This window comes from Streptomyces sp. NPDC042102 (assembly GCF_055582305.1).
In genome coordinates, this window is record NZ_JBVJDL010000001.1 from 1,741,303 (window position 1) to 1,758,050 (window position 16,748).

General features: G+C 73.2%; 14 protein-coding genes. 6 read left to right on the top strand and 8 right to left on the bottom strand.

Annotated features, from left to right (window positions below; translation table 11 throughout):
- Positions 1–21 precede the first annotated feature (21 nt).
- Both ACZ6KO_RS07215 and ACZ6KO_RS07220 read left to right on the top strand, forming a co-directional pair.
- Entirely contained in the window at positions 22–1,149 is a 1,128-nt protein-coding gene (locus ACZ6KO_RS07215) for an LLM class flavin-dependent oxidoreductase (RefSeq protein ID WP_469301056.1), read from the top strand.
- The gene (locus tag ACZ6KO_RS07220) at positions 1,146–1,796 is read left to right on the top strand and encodes a CE1759 family FMN reductase (protein ID WP_469301058.1); all 651 of its coding nucleotides are present in this window, start codon (positions 1,146–1,148) and stop codon (positions 1,794–1,796) included. The genes ACZ6KO_RS07215 and ACZ6KO_RS07220 overlap by 4 nt, the downstream gene beginning before the upstream one ends.
- Positions 1,797–1,836: 40 nt before the next feature.
- Here ACZ6KO_RS07220 and ACZ6KO_RS07225 read toward each other — a convergent pair whose 3' ends face one another.
- The 4 genes from ACZ6KO_RS07225 to ACZ6KO_RS07240 form a co-directional block, all read right to left on the bottom strand.
- Positions 1,837–3,201: a carotenoid oxygenase family protein gene (locus tag ACZ6KO_RS07225; RefSeq protein ID WP_469301060.1), complete on the bottom strand. Its 1,365-nt coding sequence runs from the start codon at positions 3,199–3,201 to the stop codon at positions 1,837–1,839.
- A 171-nt stretch (positions 3,202–3,372) separates the two neighbouring features.
- Entirely contained in the window at positions 3,373–5,394 is a 2,022-nt protein-coding gene (locus tag ACZ6KO_RS07230) for an AAA family ATPase (protein ID WP_469301063.1), read from the bottom strand.
- A 190-nt stretch (positions 5,395–5,584) separates the two neighbouring features.
- The gene (locus tag ACZ6KO_RS07235) at positions 5,585–6,805 is read right to left on the bottom strand and encodes a cytochrome P450, cyclodipeptide synthase-associated (protein WP_469301065.1); all 1,221 of its coding nucleotides are present in this window, start codon (positions 6,803–6,805) and stop codon (positions 5,585–5,587) included.
- Between the two features lie 76 nt (positions 6,806–6,881).
- A complete protein-coding gene (locus ACZ6KO_RS07240; protein ID WP_469301067.1) occupies positions 6,882–7,385 on the bottom strand; it encodes a hypothetical protein in 504 nt (167 codons plus the stop codon).
- A 257-nt stretch (positions 7,386–7,642) separates the two neighbouring features.
- On the opposite strand from ACZ6KO_RS07240, the gene ACZ6KO_RS07245 reads away from it, so the two are divergent.
- Entirely contained in the window at positions 7,643–8,263 is a 621-nt protein-coding gene (locus ACZ6KO_RS07245; protein WP_469301069.1) for a hypothetical protein, read from the top strand.
- A 64-nt stretch (positions 8,264–8,327) separates the two neighbouring features.
- On the opposite strand, the gene ACZ6KO_RS07250 is transcribed toward ACZ6KO_RS07245, so the two are convergent.
- Both ACZ6KO_RS07250 and ACZ6KO_RS07255 read right to left on the bottom strand, forming a co-directional pair.
- Positions 8,328–9,158 (bottom strand): alpha/beta fold hydrolase, encoded by an 831-nt coding sequence (locus ACZ6KO_RS07250; protein ID WP_469301071.1) that lies wholly within the window; start codon positions 9,156–9,158, stop codon positions 8,328–8,330.
- 66 nt (positions 9,159–9,224) lie between these two features.
- A complete protein-coding gene (locus tag ACZ6KO_RS07255) occupies positions 9,225–9,902 on the bottom strand; it encodes a DUF4097 family beta strand repeat-containing protein (RefSeq protein WP_469301074.1) in 678 nt (225 codons plus the stop codon).
- A gap of 232 nt (positions 9,903–10,134) precedes the next feature.
- On the opposite strand from ACZ6KO_RS07255, the gene ACZ6KO_RS07260 reads away from it, so the two are divergent.
- Positions 10,135–10,923 carry a helix-turn-helix domain-containing protein gene (locus tag ACZ6KO_RS07260; RefSeq protein WP_469301076.1) on the top strand — a complete coding sequence of 263 codons (789 nt, stop codon included), beginning with the start codon at positions 10,135–10,137 and terminating at the stop codon, positions 10,921–10,923.
- A 12-nt stretch (positions 10,924–10,935) separates the two neighbouring features.
- Here ACZ6KO_RS07260 and ACZ6KO_RS07265 read toward each other — a convergent pair whose 3' ends face one another.
- Entirely contained in the window at positions 10,936–11,253 is a 318-nt protein-coding gene (locus tag ACZ6KO_RS07265) for a hypothetical protein (protein WP_469301078.1), read from the bottom strand.
- 182 nt (positions 11,254–11,435) lie between these two features.
- Between ACZ6KO_RS07265 and ACZ6KO_RS07270 the strand changes: the two genes are divergently transcribed.
- Positions 11,436–14,822, top strand: coding sequence for a S8 family serine peptidase (locus tag ACZ6KO_RS07270; RefSeq protein WP_469301080.1), 3,387 nt, complete (start codon positions 11,436–11,438; stop codon positions 14,820–14,822).
- 112 nt (positions 14,823–14,934) lie between these two features.
- Here ACZ6KO_RS07270 and ACZ6KO_RS07275 read toward each other — a convergent pair whose 3' ends face one another.
- Positions 14,935–15,156 carry a hypothetical protein gene (locus ACZ6KO_RS07275; RefSeq protein WP_469301082.1) on the bottom strand — a complete coding sequence of 74 codons (222 nt, stop codon included), beginning with the start codon at positions 15,154–15,156 and terminating at the stop codon, positions 14,935–14,937.
- Between the two features lie 211 nt (positions 15,157–15,367).
- On the opposite strand from ACZ6KO_RS07275, the gene ACZ6KO_RS07280 reads away from it, so the two are divergent.
- Entirely contained in the window at positions 15,368–16,645 is a 1,278-nt protein-coding gene (locus ACZ6KO_RS07280; RefSeq protein WP_469301084.1) for a hypothetical protein, read from the top strand.
- The last annotated feature ends 103 nt before the right edge of the window (positions 16,646–16,748 follow it).

Here is a 16,748-nt window from a genome sequence, read left to right on the forward strand (position 1 = left end):
ACAACCTCGGGAAGGGGAGCCATGCAGTTCGGGATATTCACCGTCGGTGACGTCACGCCCGATCCGACGACCGGACGCGCGCCCAGTGAGCACGAGCGCATCAAGGCGATGCTCGCCATCGCCCAGAAGGCCGAAGAGGTCGGCCTCGACGTCTTCGCCACCGGTGAACACCACAACCCGCCGTTCGTGCCCTCCTCGCCGACGACGATGCTCGGCTACATCGCCGCACGCACCGAGAACCTGATCCTCTCCACGTCGACGACGCTGATCACCACGAACGACCCGGTGAAGATCGCCGAGGACTTCGCGATGCTCCAGCACGTCGCGGAGGGCCGCGTGGACGTGATGATGGGCCGCGGCAACACCGGTCCCGTCTACCCCTGGTTCGGCAAGGACATCCGCGACGGCATCGACCTCGCCATCGAGAACTACGCGCTGCTGCGCCGCCTGTGGGACGAGGACGTCGTCACCTGGAAGGGCAAGTTCCGTACGCCGCTCCAGTCCTTCACCTCGACCCCGCGCCCGCTGGACGGCGTCGCGCCCTTCGTCTGGCACGGCTCCATCCGCTCCCCGGAGATCGCCGAGCAGGCCGCGTACTACGGCGACGGCTTCTTCCACAACAACATCTTCTGGCCCGCCTCCCACACCCGGCAGATGGTGAACCTGTACCGGGAGCGCTACGCCCACTACGGGCACGGCACCCCCGAGCAGGCCGTCGTCGGGCTCGGCGGCCAGGTGTTCATGCGCAGGAACTCCCAGGACGCGGTGCGCGAGTTCCGTCCGTACTTCGACAACGCGCCGGTCTACGGCCACGGCCCCTCCCTGGAGGAGTTCACCGCCCAGACGCCGCTCACCGTCGGCTCACCGCAGCAGGTCATCGAGCGGACCCTGTCCTTCCGGGACTACGCCGGCGACTACCAGCGCCAGCTGTTCCTGATGGACCACGCGGGCCTGCCCCTGAAGACCGTCCTGGAGCAGCTCGACCTGCTCGGCGAAGAGGTCGTCCCCGTGCTGCGCAAGGAGTTCGCGAACCTGCGCCCGGCCGGCGTCCCCGACGCCCCGACGCACGCGTCCCGCGTGGCGGAATCCCGGCAGTCCTCGCAGCAGTCGTCCCAGCAGTCCTCGGACCGGGAGGAGTCCCGGTCATGACGAACCTCGTCGTCGTATCGGCGGGCCTGAGCTCCCCCTCCTCGACCCGCCTCCTCGCCGACCGCCTCACGGCGGCGACCCTGTCGTACCTGGACGCCGAGCCCCGGGTCGTGGAACTGCGGGACCTGGCCACCGACCTGGCCCAGCACTTCGTCACCGGGTTCCCGTCCGACCGGCTCGCCGCCGCGCTCGACGCGGTGGCCGCCGCGGACGGCCTGATCGCGGTGACGCCCGTCTTCGCGGCGTCGTACAGCGGCCTGTTCAAGTCGTTCTTCGACGTCATCGACAAGGACGCCCTCACGGGCAAGCCGGTGCTCCTCGGCGCGACCGGCGGCACGGCCCGGCATTCCCTGGTCACCGAACACGCCCTGCGCCCGCTGTTCACCTACCTGCGCGCCCTCGCCCTGCCGACCGCCGTGTACGCGGCCTCGGAGGACTGGGGCGAGGAGGGCCTGGCCGAGCGCATCGCCCGGGCCGGCTCGGAACTGGCCCGCGCCATGGCCCCCCGGACCACCGCCCCGGACCTGGACACCGCCGCCGCGATCGCCCCCCGCTCCCTGACCGGGGCGATCACCTCGGTGGACCCGGCGGACGGCTTCCAGGTGGTGCCGTTCGAACGCCGCCTGGCCGCACTGCGCGTCGAGTAGCGGTCGAACAGCGGGGGAGCGCGGCCGGCGGTCGCGCCGGTCAGACCATGGGATGCGGCAGGGCGCCGTCGGGGATCCAGGAACCGTGCAGTCCGGCGCCCACCCGGTGGGGCAGGTGGACGGTCGCGACGCGGCCGAGGCCGGAAGCGTCGAGGACCAGCAGCTGCGAAGCGTCCTGCTTGAGGTCGGACACGACGGTCAGCAGATAGCCGTCGTCCTCGCGCAGGGCGTGCGCGGCGGGAACGAACACCGCCTCGCTCGGCATCCGGGCGTCACCCACCTGGTGGATGCGCCGGGCGCCCGTGGTGCGGTCGTACTTGACGACGCCGTAGCCGCCGTAGCCCTGCTCGTCGGGGAACGAGACCGCGTACTGGTAGCGGTTCTCCGAGCCCAGGAACTCCTCGTTGAGGGTCGGGAACTCCACCGGCAGGTCGTCGATGATCTGCTCGTCGACGGTGCCGGCGGCCGGGTCGATCACCCAACGGCGGGTGTAGGAGCGCGAGACGGGCTCGCTGCCCCGCCCGGGCGCCCCCACCCACCAGTTCCACGACAGCCGGAACCCCTCGCGGTCCACGGTCGGGCCCTCCAGGACGATGCGGTCCTGTCCGTCCTCGTAGGCGTTGGAGACGTGGAGCATGTTGCCGGGCTCGATGGAGAACCAGCGGACGTGCGCGGCGCCGTCGCCACCGCGCGGCATGACACCGATCCGGGCGGTCTGCTGGTCGCTCCAGCTGTACGGGATGCCGGAGTGCTCCGTGGCGTCGAAGGTCACGTTGCCCTCGACGAAGACCACATGGCGGCGCGTGAGCGCGAAGTCGTGCTTGAGCGCGGCGGTCGCTCCCGGAACCTCGGCGCTGTGGAAGATCTCGCCCTTGGCGTCGGCGATGTAGTAGGTCAGGAAGGGTGGGAACGGCGCGGAACCGAAGAAGTGGAGTTCCCCGGTCACCGGGTCCTCCTTGGGGTGCGCCGTCATCGCGCCGCGCAGCTTGCCGTCGAAGTCGTGCGCGCCGACCGTCTCCAGCTCCGGGGTGAGCTCGAAGGGCAGGTTCGCCTCGCACAGTGCCAGGAGACGTCCGGCGTGCTCGATGACGTGGGTGCCGGCGGTGCTGGCCGTCAGGTCCGGACCGTGCTGGGTCATGTACGGGGCGCCGTCCAGGGCCGGGGTGCGCACCCAGCGGTTGCGGTACCACTCGGCGCGGCCGGCCCGCAGCCGGATGCCGTGGACCATCCCGTGGCCCTTGAACCAGTGGGTGGGGGTGACGCCGGGCCTGGGGTTGTGCCCGTTGCGGAGCAGCCGGCCGGCCAGCTCGGGGGGCAGGGAACCCTCCACGGTGAGCTCGGTGGCGGTGACCTCCTCGACGACGGGGGTGAAGTGGCCGGACAGGTACGGCTTCGTGTGCGTCATGGGCAGGAATCTCCGTCGTGGACGTGGGTGTCGCAGGGCAGCCTCGCCCCGGACGGTGTCCACTCGGCAGTGCCACCGGGGACGGGCACTGTCCACTGCTGTCCACTGCTGTTCACACCTGTCCACCGGCCCACCTGCCCACCGGGCCGGGCAGCGCTGTCGGGAGCCCCCTCACCCCCGCGTGCCGTGCAGCTCCTGCTGCCACAGGGCATCGCAGAGCAGGTCCAGCCCCTGTCGTACGTGCCGGCGGTAGGTGCCGTACGGCAGGCCGAGCCGGCGGGCGGCGGCCTCCTGGGTGGGCGCGCCGGAGAAGTAGCCGGCCGTCAGGGCCTCGCGGGCCCGTACCCCGCGCGTGTCATGGGCCAGGTCGTCCACGGCCCGGCGCAGCAATGCGCGCAACTCCGCGACAGGATCGCCGAGATCGGCCGCCAGGCGGGTGCGCAGCAGGGCGCAGGCGGCGAAGGCCCTCGTATCGCGCCAGTGCGCCAGCGCTTCCCGTACGGCCTGGTCGAAGGCGTTGCGCGAGAGCGGTGACGGTCCGGAGGGGACCGGCGCGCTGGTGTCCGAGGTGGTCGAGGTGGCCGAGATGAAGCGCTGGAGCCACGCCTCCACGGGCACCTCGCGCCAGTCGACGCCGAACAGCCCGTACGTGTACGGACCGACGCGCGGGCGTGCGCCGGTGTCGCCGAGCGTGCCCTCGACGCGCGCGGCCCAGGTCTCGGCGTCCCGGAAGACCGCGAAGCCGTAGGCGCGACCGCGCGCGCGGGCCGCCTCCGCCTGGGCCCGGGAACTGCTCAGGTCGATGACCCGGGAGGGCACCTGGTACCGCTCGGGGTAGACGGAGAAGCGGCTCACGCCGATGTGCTCGCCGGGGCTCACCGGCGCGGTGGCCTCGGTGTGGTCCCACGCGGCGGCGACGACGGGATCGGTCGCCAGGTCCTGGGGGTCGGGCGGGGCCGGCAGGGCCAGGCGGGCCGTGAACGCAACGATCCGGCCCGTGCTCACGAGCCGGTACACGCTGAAGGCCTGCGGCTGGCGCCGCGCCCAGTAGCGGACCAGTTCCGCGGAGGCGGCGCCCTCCGTCTCCTCGGCCATGCGCAGCACCGTATCGAGGTCGTCCGGGTGCAGGGGGCGGTCGTGCACCTCGTCCTCGCGGGACCAGGAACGCAGCCGCGCCAGGGTCTCACCCTCCCGGAAGAGGTAGAAGAGCTCGTCGGTGACGGTCCACACCCGCTCCTCGGGTGCCTCGCGCAGGAGGCGCAGGTACTCGTCCGCCAGCCGCCGGCGTACCGTCTCGAAGGCGTTCGGCGCCCGCCAGCGCAGGTCGGCCGCCAGCGTCTCGCGCGCGGCGTCGTGCGGGTACAGCCCCCGCTGCGTGGACTCCATGAAGGGCAGGTCCCGCAGCCAGGAGAACAGCGGATGGACGTCCTCCTCGGGCAGCACCGCGGCGAGCAGCTCCTCGGACGTCGAGTGGGCCTGTGCCGCCACCTCCAGGGCCCGGCGGTGGGCCGCCGTGGGCACTTCCCCGATCAGCCCGGTCAGCAGGGTGCGCAGGACGTCCGCCGTGGGGGCCCAGATCTCCTCCCTGCCGCAGCCCGCCGATCCCGCGGCGGCCGCGAGGGACAGGGCCAGCGGGTTGCCGCCGGCGAACCGCAGGACCCGGTCCCGCAGTTCGGGCCGGATCCGGGCCGCCACCAGCAGGCTGCGGGCCTGCTCCGCGGAGAACGGCCCCAGTTCGGTCACGTGCAGGAGCCGGGACCACGCGGGGTCGGCGGTCCACTGCGGCTGCGGAGCGCGCCGGCCGGCCAGGACGATCAGGGTGTCGTCCGCGGCACGGGGCAGGAAGTGGTGCCACAGCCAGCTCTCCAGCCACTGGCAGTGCTCGAAGGAGTCCACGAACAGGACCGTGCCCGGTACGTCGAGGAAGGGGCCGGCGGCCTGCTCGAAATCGGCCGGGTCCCGGCTGACGAAGCGGCCGTCGAGTTCGACGAGCAGCCGGCCCGCCGTACGGGCGTGGTCGGCCATGCGCCGGAGCAGGGTGGACTTCCCGATGCCGCCCGGCCCGCACACGTAGAACGCGAACGGGGCCTGCGGGTCGCCGGCCAGCGCCGCACGGAAGCGCTCGAGTTCGTCGTCCCGGCCGACGAAGGCCTGTACCCGCGCCCTGCTCAGTCTTTCCCCCACGGACACCATGGCGGGCTCCCTTCTGACGTCGTCGCGGCGCCCGAGCGCCCTCGCTCCCGCGGCGCGCCCGGCACACCGCGTCCGGCACACCGCGTCCGGCATGTGGAAGGCCGGTTTCCCGCCGGTTCCGCGCCACGGTTCGAGATCCTAACGGAGGCCGTGCACACGGTACTTGAGGCGATTCGCGGCCTTTTGTCCCTCACCGGGCGGGGGTGAACTCCAGGGGGAGTGCGACGGGTCCCCTGGTGTACAGGCCGGCCTCCTGATAGCGGGAGCCGGGGCGGTGGCGAACCTGGTCGAACAGGGGAAGGAGCAGCGCCGCGACCGTCTCGATCTGGGCGCGCGCGAAGGCCGCGCCGACGCACTGGTGCAGCCCGGCACCGAAGGCCAGGTGCTGGGCCGCCGCGGTGAACGAGCGGGCGGTGCCCAGGTCCGGGCGGTGGATGTCGAAGGCGTCCGGAGCGGTGAAGGCAGCCGGATCGCGGTTGGCCGCGCCGATCATGCAGAAGACGGTGGCACCGGCGGGAACGGTGCCACCGTCGAAGACGGCAGTTGCCGCCGCCTGGCGCGGAATGAGCTGGACCGGCGGGGTGCGGCGGAGCGTCTCGGCGATCGCGGCGCCGAGCAGGCCGGGGTCGCGGCGGACCTGGTCCAGCTGCTCGGGGTGGTCGATCAGGTGCTTGAAGAGCAGGGCGAGCGTCTTGTCCGCGGGTTCGGTGGCGGCGACCAGCACGTTCACGACCAGTGCGGTGACCTCGCGGTCGGTCATGGTCACCCCCTCGAACTCGGCGGTGCACAGCCGCGATATCAGGTCCTCGCCGGGGTGGCGCCGCCGCCGCTGGATGAGGGGGAGGAGGTACGCCTCCAACCGCTCGGCGCGGTCCAGGCAGTGCCGGCGGCGCTCCGGGGTGAGGGTGACGCTCGTGATGAACTCGGCGACCCCGCTGTGCCAGTCGGCCACCTGCCGCCAGTCCTTCCGGTCCAGACCGAGGACGTCGAGCGTCACCTGGACGGCGAAGGGTTTGCCGAAGTCGTTGACCAGGTCGATCCGGCCCGTCGCGAGGAACGGGGCGAGCAGCTCGGCGGCGTGGCCGCGGACGGCACGGATGTGTTCCTGGAGCGCCGGACCGGTGAACCCCCGTACGACGATCCGCCGCTTGGCGGTGTGCTCGGCGCCGGTCATCTGCGCGAGCACCGGCCCGCGCATCACGGGCTCGGCACGCACCTGGAGCGTCTCGGTGGTGAAGGCATCGTGGTCGGTCAGCACCCGCCTGACGTCCTCGTGGCGCGAGAGGAAGTAGCTGTCGACCGCCGGCTCGTAGTGCACGGGAGCCCGCTCCCTCAGCCGCGCGAAGCAGCGGTAGGGGTCGGTGGCGAAGTCCTCGGACAGGACGCTGAAGGGGGGTTCGGCCACGGTCATGGGGAAGCGGACCTCTCAGGACGTGCGGTGGGGGGTGGGGGTACGTGGGGGGAAGCGGTCCCGAGCCGTGGCCCGGTCACCTGCCGAACAGGAAGAAGCGGGCCGGGACGAAGACTTCGTGACCGGTCGGGAAGCGTACCCGTACGCCGGACTCGGTCCAGGTGGTGGATTCGATCCCCTCCGCCCCCAGGACGCTGTCGACGTCCACCCAGTGCCCGTAGGACGGGCTGGAACCCCTGCCGATCACCATCCGGTAGGAGTGCCGTCCGGACAGCGTGTGCTCGTGCACCAGCGCCAGGGAGTGGGGGAACGGGTCGTCGTAGACCACCGTCGCCGGGGCACTGCTGCGGTACGTCACCTCGGTCCGCGGCCACCACGCCACGGTCAGGAGGGCGGCGGTCAGGACGACACCCGCCGCACCGCCCAGCAGTACCCCGCGGATCCCGTACCTCCGTCCGGGCCGTGCGCTCCGGCCGGAACGGTCAGGCGTCTGCGCGTCGATGATGCCCCTCCAGGGTCGGTGCGGGGCGGAGATCGCCCCCCGCGAGGAGGACGCGGTTCCGGGGCGATCGGTTGTCATGACCCCTGACTCACAGCAGGCCGGGGTCCGGCGGCCCGGCGCCCCGGCGGCCCCGTGGCCTCCCGGTCGACACCGCACCACCGCGGCGGGACGATGGGAACGGAGGGAGGCGGCGCGCCGTGCCCCCGCACCACCGCACCACCGCACCACCGCACCACCGCACCACCGGGCCACCGGGCCCGCCCCACGTCCTCCATCCGGCCGTCCGTCCCGGGCCGGCGGACGTCCGGCCCGAGCGCCTGCCCGCCAGGAGCGCCATGAACCGCCTCGTCCGAACCCGCCGTCCACACCGCACCACCGGGGGACCGGCGCGCCGCGCCGTCCTCGGCGCGGTCCCGCTCGCCGCCCTGCTCGCGCTCGCTCCGGCCGCCGCGGCCGTGGTTCCCGCTCCGGCGGCCCTCCCGGCCACTTGTCACCTGCGGAGCATGCCCGCCGACCAGTACCACCTGGGCTGCCGCGAGGGCTTCGACCTGGGGATCGCCGCCGGTAACGAGACCGGCCTGCAGTGCCAGCGGATCCCGCCCCCGCTGGCGCCGGTCAACCCCAACCCGTTCGAGCGGGGTAAGCGGCAGGGCTACGTGGAGGGTTACAACCAGGCCTTCAAGCACACGTACGAGAGGAACTGCGACCTGCCCCAGCTCCCGCCCGCCCAGCGGCCGCAGCAGACGCAGACCCCGGAGAGCATGGCCGCCGCGGGCCAGGTGGCGGGAGCGAACTGGGGCAAGGAGGACGCCCGGCTGACGTGTTCGCGGGAGCACGCGACGCTGACGCCGCCGGCCAAGCCGGACGCGCTGATCCTCGCCTACCAGAACGGCTACCGCGTCGGCTACGACGTCGCCTACGACGAGGCGTACCGCGAGTTCTGCATGAAGAAGTGAGCCTGCCGAGCCCCTGCGCCCTCTGACGCGGGGCAGGGGTGGAGTACCGGTGCGGGGCGCGTCCTCACTTCCCCGCGTGTTCGAGGGCGGCGACCTCCCGTACCGCGTCGGCGACGGCCCGGAAGTCCTTGCGCAGGATCGCCCCGTGGTTGCTGGGCACCTTCGCGCTGAGCCGGATGTTCGGGTTGCGCTCGAAGACCTCGCCGAGCCCGGCGCGAATACGCTCCTGCTCGTCCCCCTTGCTGCCGAGGGACGTTCCCGACGCGAGCACGTACCGCACCGGGACGGTGATGGCGTCCAGTACGGGGCCCAGCTCGGCCGTGCTGCCGAGCCGGCCGAGCTCGATGTTGCTGTCGGCCTGCTCGTCGGCGGTCATCCGCGGGACCAGGCCCGTCGGGCGCAGCAGCGGCATGAACCAGCCCATCCGCCGGAACATCTTCCGGATCCGCTGCTCCATGGCCTCGTCCAGCCAGTCGTACGGCGCCGCGCCGTCGACCAGCACCGCGCCCAGGGCGCGGCCGGGATTGCGGCGGGCCCAGTGCGTGGCGACGTACGCCCCGTAGGACCAGCCCACCACCAGCGCCCGCTCCACGCCCCTGGCCGCGAGAACGGCATCGACGTCCCGGACGGCGGCCTCGAAGGAGTAGTCCGCGGAGCGCCCGGACCTCCTGCCGCGGGCCCGCTCGTCGTACGTGATGTGCCGCCACCCGGATGCCGGGCCCGTCCCCAGGTCGGCGAGGACCCGCCGCCAGTAACCCTGGGTGGCGAACTGGCCGTTGAGGTAGACCACCGGGACGCCGGGACCGCCGGTGTCGGTGACGGCCAGGGCCGTGTCGTCGACCGGCACCATGCCGGTCCAGTGCGCGTCGGTCGAGGGCGAGCCGTGCTGCGTCATGGTGGTGCTCCTTCGGTGGCTGCGGGTGGGCGGACGGGCCGGGCGGACGGTCGGGCGGGCTGGTGGTCAGAGGCTGCGGGCGGTGATGTCGCCGTGGCCGGTGGTGGCGCGGATGTCGAGCTCGGCGGTGGCGTCGGCGTTCCGGAGCGCGTTGTTGATCCGGCCGTAGCCGGTGCCGGCGTCGAGGCGGGCGCTGACGCCGTGGGCGGCGGTGATGGTCACGTCACCGGCCTGGGTGCCGAGGACGACCGTGCCGCGCACGGCCTCGTCGACGCGGATGCCGCCCTTCTGGGTGCTGATCTCCGCGGGGCCGGTGAGGCGGCCGACGAGGACGTCGCAGGCGAGTGCGGTGAGGCGGACGCTCGCGGCCTCCTCGATCTCGGCCGTGCCGTGCGCGCCGTCGAAGGCGAGGTCGCCGAGCCGCCCCGCGGTCCGCAGTTCGGCGGCGGCCGCCGTCGCCTCGACGCGGGAGCCGGCGGGGAGCTGGACGGTCACCTCGACGGAGCCGGTGGACCCGAGGATCTGCTGCTCCGCGGCCGGGGCCGTGATCCGCAGGACACCGGAGCCGTGGTCGTACCCGACGGTGGTCCGCTCGGCGGCCTTCGCGTCGCGGCTCTTCGAGGGATCCGCGGGCCGGACCTCGACGGCGGTGGCGGTGCGGTCGCCGGCGATCAGCCGGATGCGGCCCGCCGGGATGCCGAGGACGACGGCGATCGGGGCGGGGGTGTCGTACTGCTGCTGCATGGTGCGCTCCTTCGCGGTTCTTGCGCTCGTTGTTTCTGACACCAGAAACGCTACGTAGCATTCACGAATCACGCAACATATTCGTTGCGTAAAAAATCTATTGATGCAGGTCAGAGGCGAGAATTCATTGCAACGGGTATCGATTTAACGCAACGTCAACCGAAGGGATCGTTGCATTGGGTGAAGGGTGAACGCTATGCTGGCGCCCTCACGGAACACGAAGGAGATGCCGATGCCGGGAGGCAGGCTCACTCAGCAGGAGCGTCAGCAGATCGCGCAGGGCGTGGCCGACGGGCTCGCCTACGCGGAGATCGCCAGACGTCTCGACCGCCCGACCTCGACGGTCACGCGCGAGGTGCTGCGCAACGGCGGGCCGACCGCCTATCGCGCCGATCTGGCCCACCGCGCCACCGAACGCCGAGCCCACCGGCGCAAGAAGACCGCGGCCCCGGGGCCGCAGGCGCCCGCGCACGCCCCCGGGCGCGACGCCGAGGCCGTACGCGAGTACGAGGAGACGTTCACGACCCTGCTCATGCAGTCGGGCCTGCCCAAGATGATGGCCCGGGTGCTGACCTGCCTCCTGACCGCCGACGCGGGCAGCCTCACCGCGTCCGAACTCGCCGGGCACCTCCAGGTCAGCCCGGCGTCCGTCTCCAAGGCGATCACGTTCCTCGAGGGCCAGGGCCTCGTCCGGCGGGAACGCGACGAACGCCGCCGCGACCGCTACGTCGCCGACAACGACGTCTGGTACCAGTCGACGATGGCCGGTGCCCGCGCCAACATCATGCTCGCCGAGACCGCCCGGCAGGGCGTGGCCATCCTCGGCCGGGACACCCCGGCCGCGGTCCGCCTGGAGAACATCGCCCGCTTCGTGGAGTTCGTCGGCGAGAGCATCGCCCGCGCCGCGGACCAGGCCCGCGAGATCCTCTCCGCGCAGCCCGCGCCGGGCCCCGGCCCCGGCGCCGGCCTCGGCCCCGGCCCCGGCGCCGACGGCGACGGCGAACCGGGCCGGGGCCGGTAGCGGCCCGCGCCGTCAGCTCGCGGCGCGCCCGGTGCCGAACACCTTCCTGACGAGCCCGTCCAGCGCCGCGGGGAACACCTGCGCCGGGTCCATCGCCGCGTCCCCGGTGGTCAGTCCGGCGGTCAGCGTCCGCCCGCCGTCGGGCGTGCTGTACATCAGCGCCCCGTAGCCGCCGGGAGCCCCGCCGTTGTGGTGGTAGACGGTGCCGCCGTCCGGACCCAGGTCCTGCCAGCCCGAGTTCGCGTACGCCGGCGCTGCCGGCCCACTCGCCCCGCTCGTCGTGCACGCGCATCTGTATCCCGGCGAACCCGGGCCCGCGAGACCCTCCACGCGCGTTCCGGAACCACCCCCGGCCCCACTCGGAGGCACCCGTTCCGCCCACCACGGTGAGCGCCCGCCTAAACCCAGGGGTGTAACTCTCCGGCGATCTCGCGCGGGCGAGAACCACGGGCCGGCGCGCGGGCGTAATACGACCAACAAGCCTGCACGCACGCGAAGTTGGGGGAACACGGGTGGGAACAGCCTCAAGGGCCGCGACGGCGGCGCTGGCCGCTGCGCTGATCGCGGGGGCGGTGCTGGCCGACGGCGGGCGGGCGCTGGCCGCCGGCTCCACCGCACGGGACGGTACGACGGCATCCGTCAGGCCGTCGGCCGGGACGTCGGCGAAGAAGCCGGCGACCGTGACGCTCATCACCGGCGACCGGGTCGTCGTCGGCGCCGACGGCAGCGTCAGCCGGCTCGTCCGCGGCAAGGGCCGGGAGGGGATCGCCTTCTCGGTACGCCGCGAGGCCGGGCACACGTACGCCATCCCGCAGGACGCCCACCGCCTGGTCACCGGCGGCGTCCTCGACCGGCGGCTGTTCGACGTCGCCCAGCTCGTCAGGGACGGGTACGACGACGCGCACCGCAGCACGCTGCCGCTCATCGTCAGCTACCGGCGCGACGCCGCCGCACCGGGGAAGGGCGGGCCCGGAGCCTTCGCCACCACCCCCGACGCGTTCGCCGGGCTCGCGCGCGAGCGCCGCCCGCTGCCCGCCGTCGACGGCGAGGCCTTCCACGCGTCCAAGGCCGATACGGCGGCCCTGTGGTCGACGGTCACCGGCCGCACGCCCGCCCGCACCGCGGGGGCCGCCCCCGCCACGCCCATCGCCCGCCTGTGGCTGGACGCCAAGGGCCGCGTCGCCCTCGACCGGAGCGTGCCGCAGATCGGTGCGCCCACCCTGTGGAACGCCGGCCACACCGGCAAGGGCGTCACCGTGGCGGTTCTGGACACCGGCGTGGACGAGACCCACCCCGACCTGCGGGGCGTCGAGACGGCGCAGGCGAACTTCTCCCACTCGCCCGAGATCACCGACGTCTACGGGCACGGCACGCACGTGGCCTCCATCATCGGCGGCTCGGGCGCGCGATCGGGCGGCGGTTACAAGGGCGTGGCACCCGACGTACGGATCCTGGACGGCAAGGTCGTGGGCGACGACGGCACCTGCTCCGAGTCGAGCGTCGTCAGCGGCATGCAATGGGCCGTGGAGCAGGGCGCGAAGGTCGTCAACATGAGCCTCGGGTTCTCCGACTCCCCGGAGGCCGACCCGCTGGAGGAAGCCGTCGCCCGGCTCTCGGACCGGGCCCTCTTCGTGGTGTCCGCGGGCAACGACGGCCCCGACCCCGGCACGATCGGCTCGCCCGGCAGCGCCCCCGAGGCGCTCACCGTCGGCGCGGTCGACAAGCAGGACCAGCTCGCCGACTTCTCCGGCCGCGGCCCCACGGCCGACGGGACGGCCAAGCCGGACCTCACCGCCCCCGGCGTCGAGATCACCGCCGCCCAGAGCACGCACACCGCCTTCCCCTCGGACACCGGCTACATCGCGATGAGCGGCACCTCGATGGCCGCCCCGCACGTCGCGGGCGCCGCCGCCCTGCTCCTCCAGCAGCACCCCGCCTTCGGCGGAGCCCAGATCAAGGCCCTGCTGACCGGATCGGCCCGCCCCCACCCGGCGCTCAACGCCCACCAGCAGGGCGCGGGCCGGGTCGACCTGGACCGCGCCGCGAGCGCCGTGGTCGTCTCCGAGCCCGGCACCCTCGCCTTCGGCAAGCAGTCCTGGCCGCACGCCGACGACGAGCCCGTCGTGAAGACCCTCACCTACCGCAACGTCGGCACCCGGCCGGTCACCCTGCGGCTGAGCGCGTCCGGGACCGACCCGGCGGGCAACCCCGCCCCGGCCGGGATGTTCACCGTCGAGGACGCCGAGCTCACCGTGCCCGCCGGCGGCACCGCGCGGACCACCGTCACCGCCGACACCCGCAAGGGCACGGTCGACGGCACCTTCGGCGGCACCGTCCTGGCCGCCGGCGACGGCCAGTCGGTGCGCACCGGCCTCGTGGTCGAACGCGAGGTGGAGTCGTACGACCTCACCCTGCGGCACACCGGGGGCAGCGGTTCCGACCCGCTGGTCTACTACGCCACGGTCACCGGGAACGACGCCGGGAGGCCGGTGCCCGTCGACTTCCCGTACGACCCGACGGGCGTCGTCACCCGGCGGCTGCCCAAGGGCGACTACCAGATGGAGAGCTTCGTCCACGACTACAGCCCGGACGAGCGGCTGGCCGTCTTCGTCCAGCCGGTACTGAAGCTGACGGCCGACAGCACGGTCACCCTCGACCTCCGCAAGGCCAAGCCGTTCGCCGTCACCGCCCCGGACCCGGCCGCGACCCTGGTCAACGCCACCGTCGGATACCACGACATGACCGCGGGCGTGGGCAACACCTGGTACACCGACGGCAGTACGCAGATCCTCACGGCCGCGCTCGGCCCGGCCGGCGCCGACCTGCGCGCCCAGTACAACGGCGTGTGGAAGAAGCCCGGCGCGGCCGGCGCGAACACCGACTACCGGCTCGCCTTCCACCGGACGGGCAGCTGGTTCACCGGTCTGCGGTGCACCGTCACCAGGGCCGACGTCGCGGAGGTGAAGCTCGGCTTCGGCGCGTCGGTCACCGGGGCCAGGGCCCGGATCTGGGTGACACCGACCGACCCGGGCGGTTTCGGCACCGGGGTGTGGGAGCCGGCCGACCAGAGCCTGCCGCTGGCCGCCACCACGTACGTCAGCGCCGCCGGCGTCCGCTGGTCCTGGTCCGCGACGCAGGTCGACGCCGAGGGCGAAGGGCGGATCGCCTACCACGAGGGCCCGGTGGCCTACCGGCCGGGCTCGCGCCACACGCTGAAGTTCAACACCGGTGTCGTCGGCCCCGATCTGGACGCGGGCGCCGCCGACGCCGACCAGGGCGCCCACCGGACCGGCGACTACCTCGACACCAAGGTCCAGCTGTTCAACGACGGCGCCGGCCACTCCGGCTCGTCCGTCGTCACCGACGGCTTCGCCCGGCTGGAATCGGGCGGCCGGGTCATCGCCGAGGGGTCCGCCACGGACTGGCTGAGCGCCGAGGTCCCGGCCGGCTCCGCGGCGTACCGCCTGAGCATGGAGGCGAGCCGCGCACCGGAGGACACCGCCACCAGTACCAAGGTCGCGGCCGTCTGGACGTTCACCTCGGCCCGCCCGCCCGGGGAGGAGTCGGTCCGGCTGCCGCTGTCGACGGTACGGCTCGCGCCGGACCTCGCCCTGGACGGTACGGCTCCGGCGGGCAGCACCCTCAAGGTGCCGCTGCTGCTGGGCGGGGCGGCCGGGGCGGCCGGTCGGGTGGCCGAACTGGCCGTCAGGGTCTCCTTCGACGGGGGCGCGACCTGGAAGCCGCTCGCGGTGCGGACCGACGCGAAGGGGGCGCGCTCGGTGAGCGTGAAGCACCCGGTGACGGCCGGGGCCGTGTCCTTCCAGGTGGACCTGAAGGACAAGGGCGGCAACACCGTACGGGAGACGATCACGAACGCCTATCTGCTCGCCGCCCGCTGACCGGCTGCGTCACCATCCGCCCGGATCCGTGACGCGGCCGAACGCGACCGGACGCAGCCGAACGCGGCCGCCGACTCCCGGGAGTCGGCGGCCGCGTCCTGCGCTCCCGCCCCTACAGCAGGTCGAGTTTCTCCTCGAGCCACGCGACGAACCCGGAAACGGTGATGAAGGTGCTCGCGGACGCACCGGTGCCCATGAGGGTGGTGCCGCCCCCGTGGCGGGTGAGGATGAAGGCGATCAGCGCGGCGGCGAGCCCGCACAGGAGCGCGATGGTGAGCGCCATGACCCTCTCGGTCTTCGTCGGGCGATCGGTCGTGGGCGTGCTGGCTGCCATGGCAGGCGGTCCCTCCCCGCTCGTTCCTGCCCGCCCCGGTGGGGGCGGGCCGCCGTCCGGTGGGCGGCATGGCCCGAGGACACCGCGCCGGACACCGTTCGCTCCATACCAAGTCCGTTCCTGAACGGTTCTGATGTCCGTCCAACACGCCACCTGACGCGCGGATCTGCGGGATCCTGGGCGCCGGCCGAGTGTCGAGGGAGTGGCGCACATGAGCATGTGGCGGGCGCGGTTGTCCGAAGCGCGGACCTGGCAGGAGTACCGGGGGGCGCTGCACGCCCTGCGCGAGGGCGGTCCCGCGTTCAGGAGCCTGCCCGCCCTCAGCGAGGAGATGGCCGGCCGCGGTATCCCGGGCCTCCAGGCGTACACCGGGGTCGCGACGTACAACGCACTCGTGAACACGGACTCGAGCCGGAAGCCCAAGTGGGACCAGGTCGAACTCCTGGTCCGGATCTGTGCCGAGTACCAGGGCGAGCCCGACGTCACGGCGGTCGTCGCCGACTGGGCCGCGGCCTACCACCGGTGCGGAGGCGACCCCGGCCCGCGCTTCCCCGTCCCCCGCGCGGCGGTGCCCGCATCGCGCACGCCCTCCCGGCGGGTGCGGTCCGCCGTGCTCACGGCCCTCGTCGTGCTCGCCCTGGCCGGGACGGGCCTGGGCATCCGGGGCATCGTCGGCGCAACGGGCGCCGAGGGCACGGACGGCAAACCCCCCGCGTCGTCACCGCCCGACACGGCGCACCCCAGGGCTACGGCGACCGGCCCGACGACCGGCCCGGCAACCGGCCCGGCAACCGGTTCGGTCAGCGGCCCGTCGACCGGCCCGGCGGACAAGGGCCCGCTGTTCCTCACCTCCTCCTGGCCCACGTACGAGGACTGCGACGGAGCCACGTCCGTCGCGATGCCGGCCGGCGGCCCCCCGCTGTCCTCGTTCCAGCCCCAGGACATCGACTTCCGCAAGGACGTCACTGCCAAGGGCGGCGCGACCTGGGGAGCTGGGCACCTGTACCTCACGCTCAGCGCGGAGGAGGGCAAGACCGTCGTCGTCCAGGACATCCGCCCCTCCACCCCACGGCCCATCCGGATCGGCCCGCCCGCGTGGATCGCGGTGACGCAGGGGGGCTGCGGCGACACCTACAACCGTGTCTTCTCCTACGACCTGGACCGGGCCGTCCTGACGGACCGGGGAATCGACGGAAAGCCCGAGCCCGGCATGAAGAAGGCCAACGCCAACCCACTGGGACCGGCCTTCACCGTCAGCGCCACCGATCCGGCCATCGTGCGTGTCGACGTGTCGGCCTGCGAGGGCAACTACGAATGGGGCCTGATCGTGGACTACGCCCACGCCGGCCGTGTCTACCGGCAGAGCGTGGGCCCGTTCCGCTCCATGGGCGTCCTCGGCAAGGACACCGTCGGGTACACCCCCGACCCGATGACCTACCTGTACGGCGCGGCCGGGGCGCCGCCGGCGAAGGGAGTGCTCTGCCCCTGAGGGTTGTCCTGCGGTGCCTGTGCCGTGCGCCCCAGCCATGCACTGATTCGGTAACCGATGGCACGACGCCAGACGCACACTGATGGTATGCCGGAATAATGCC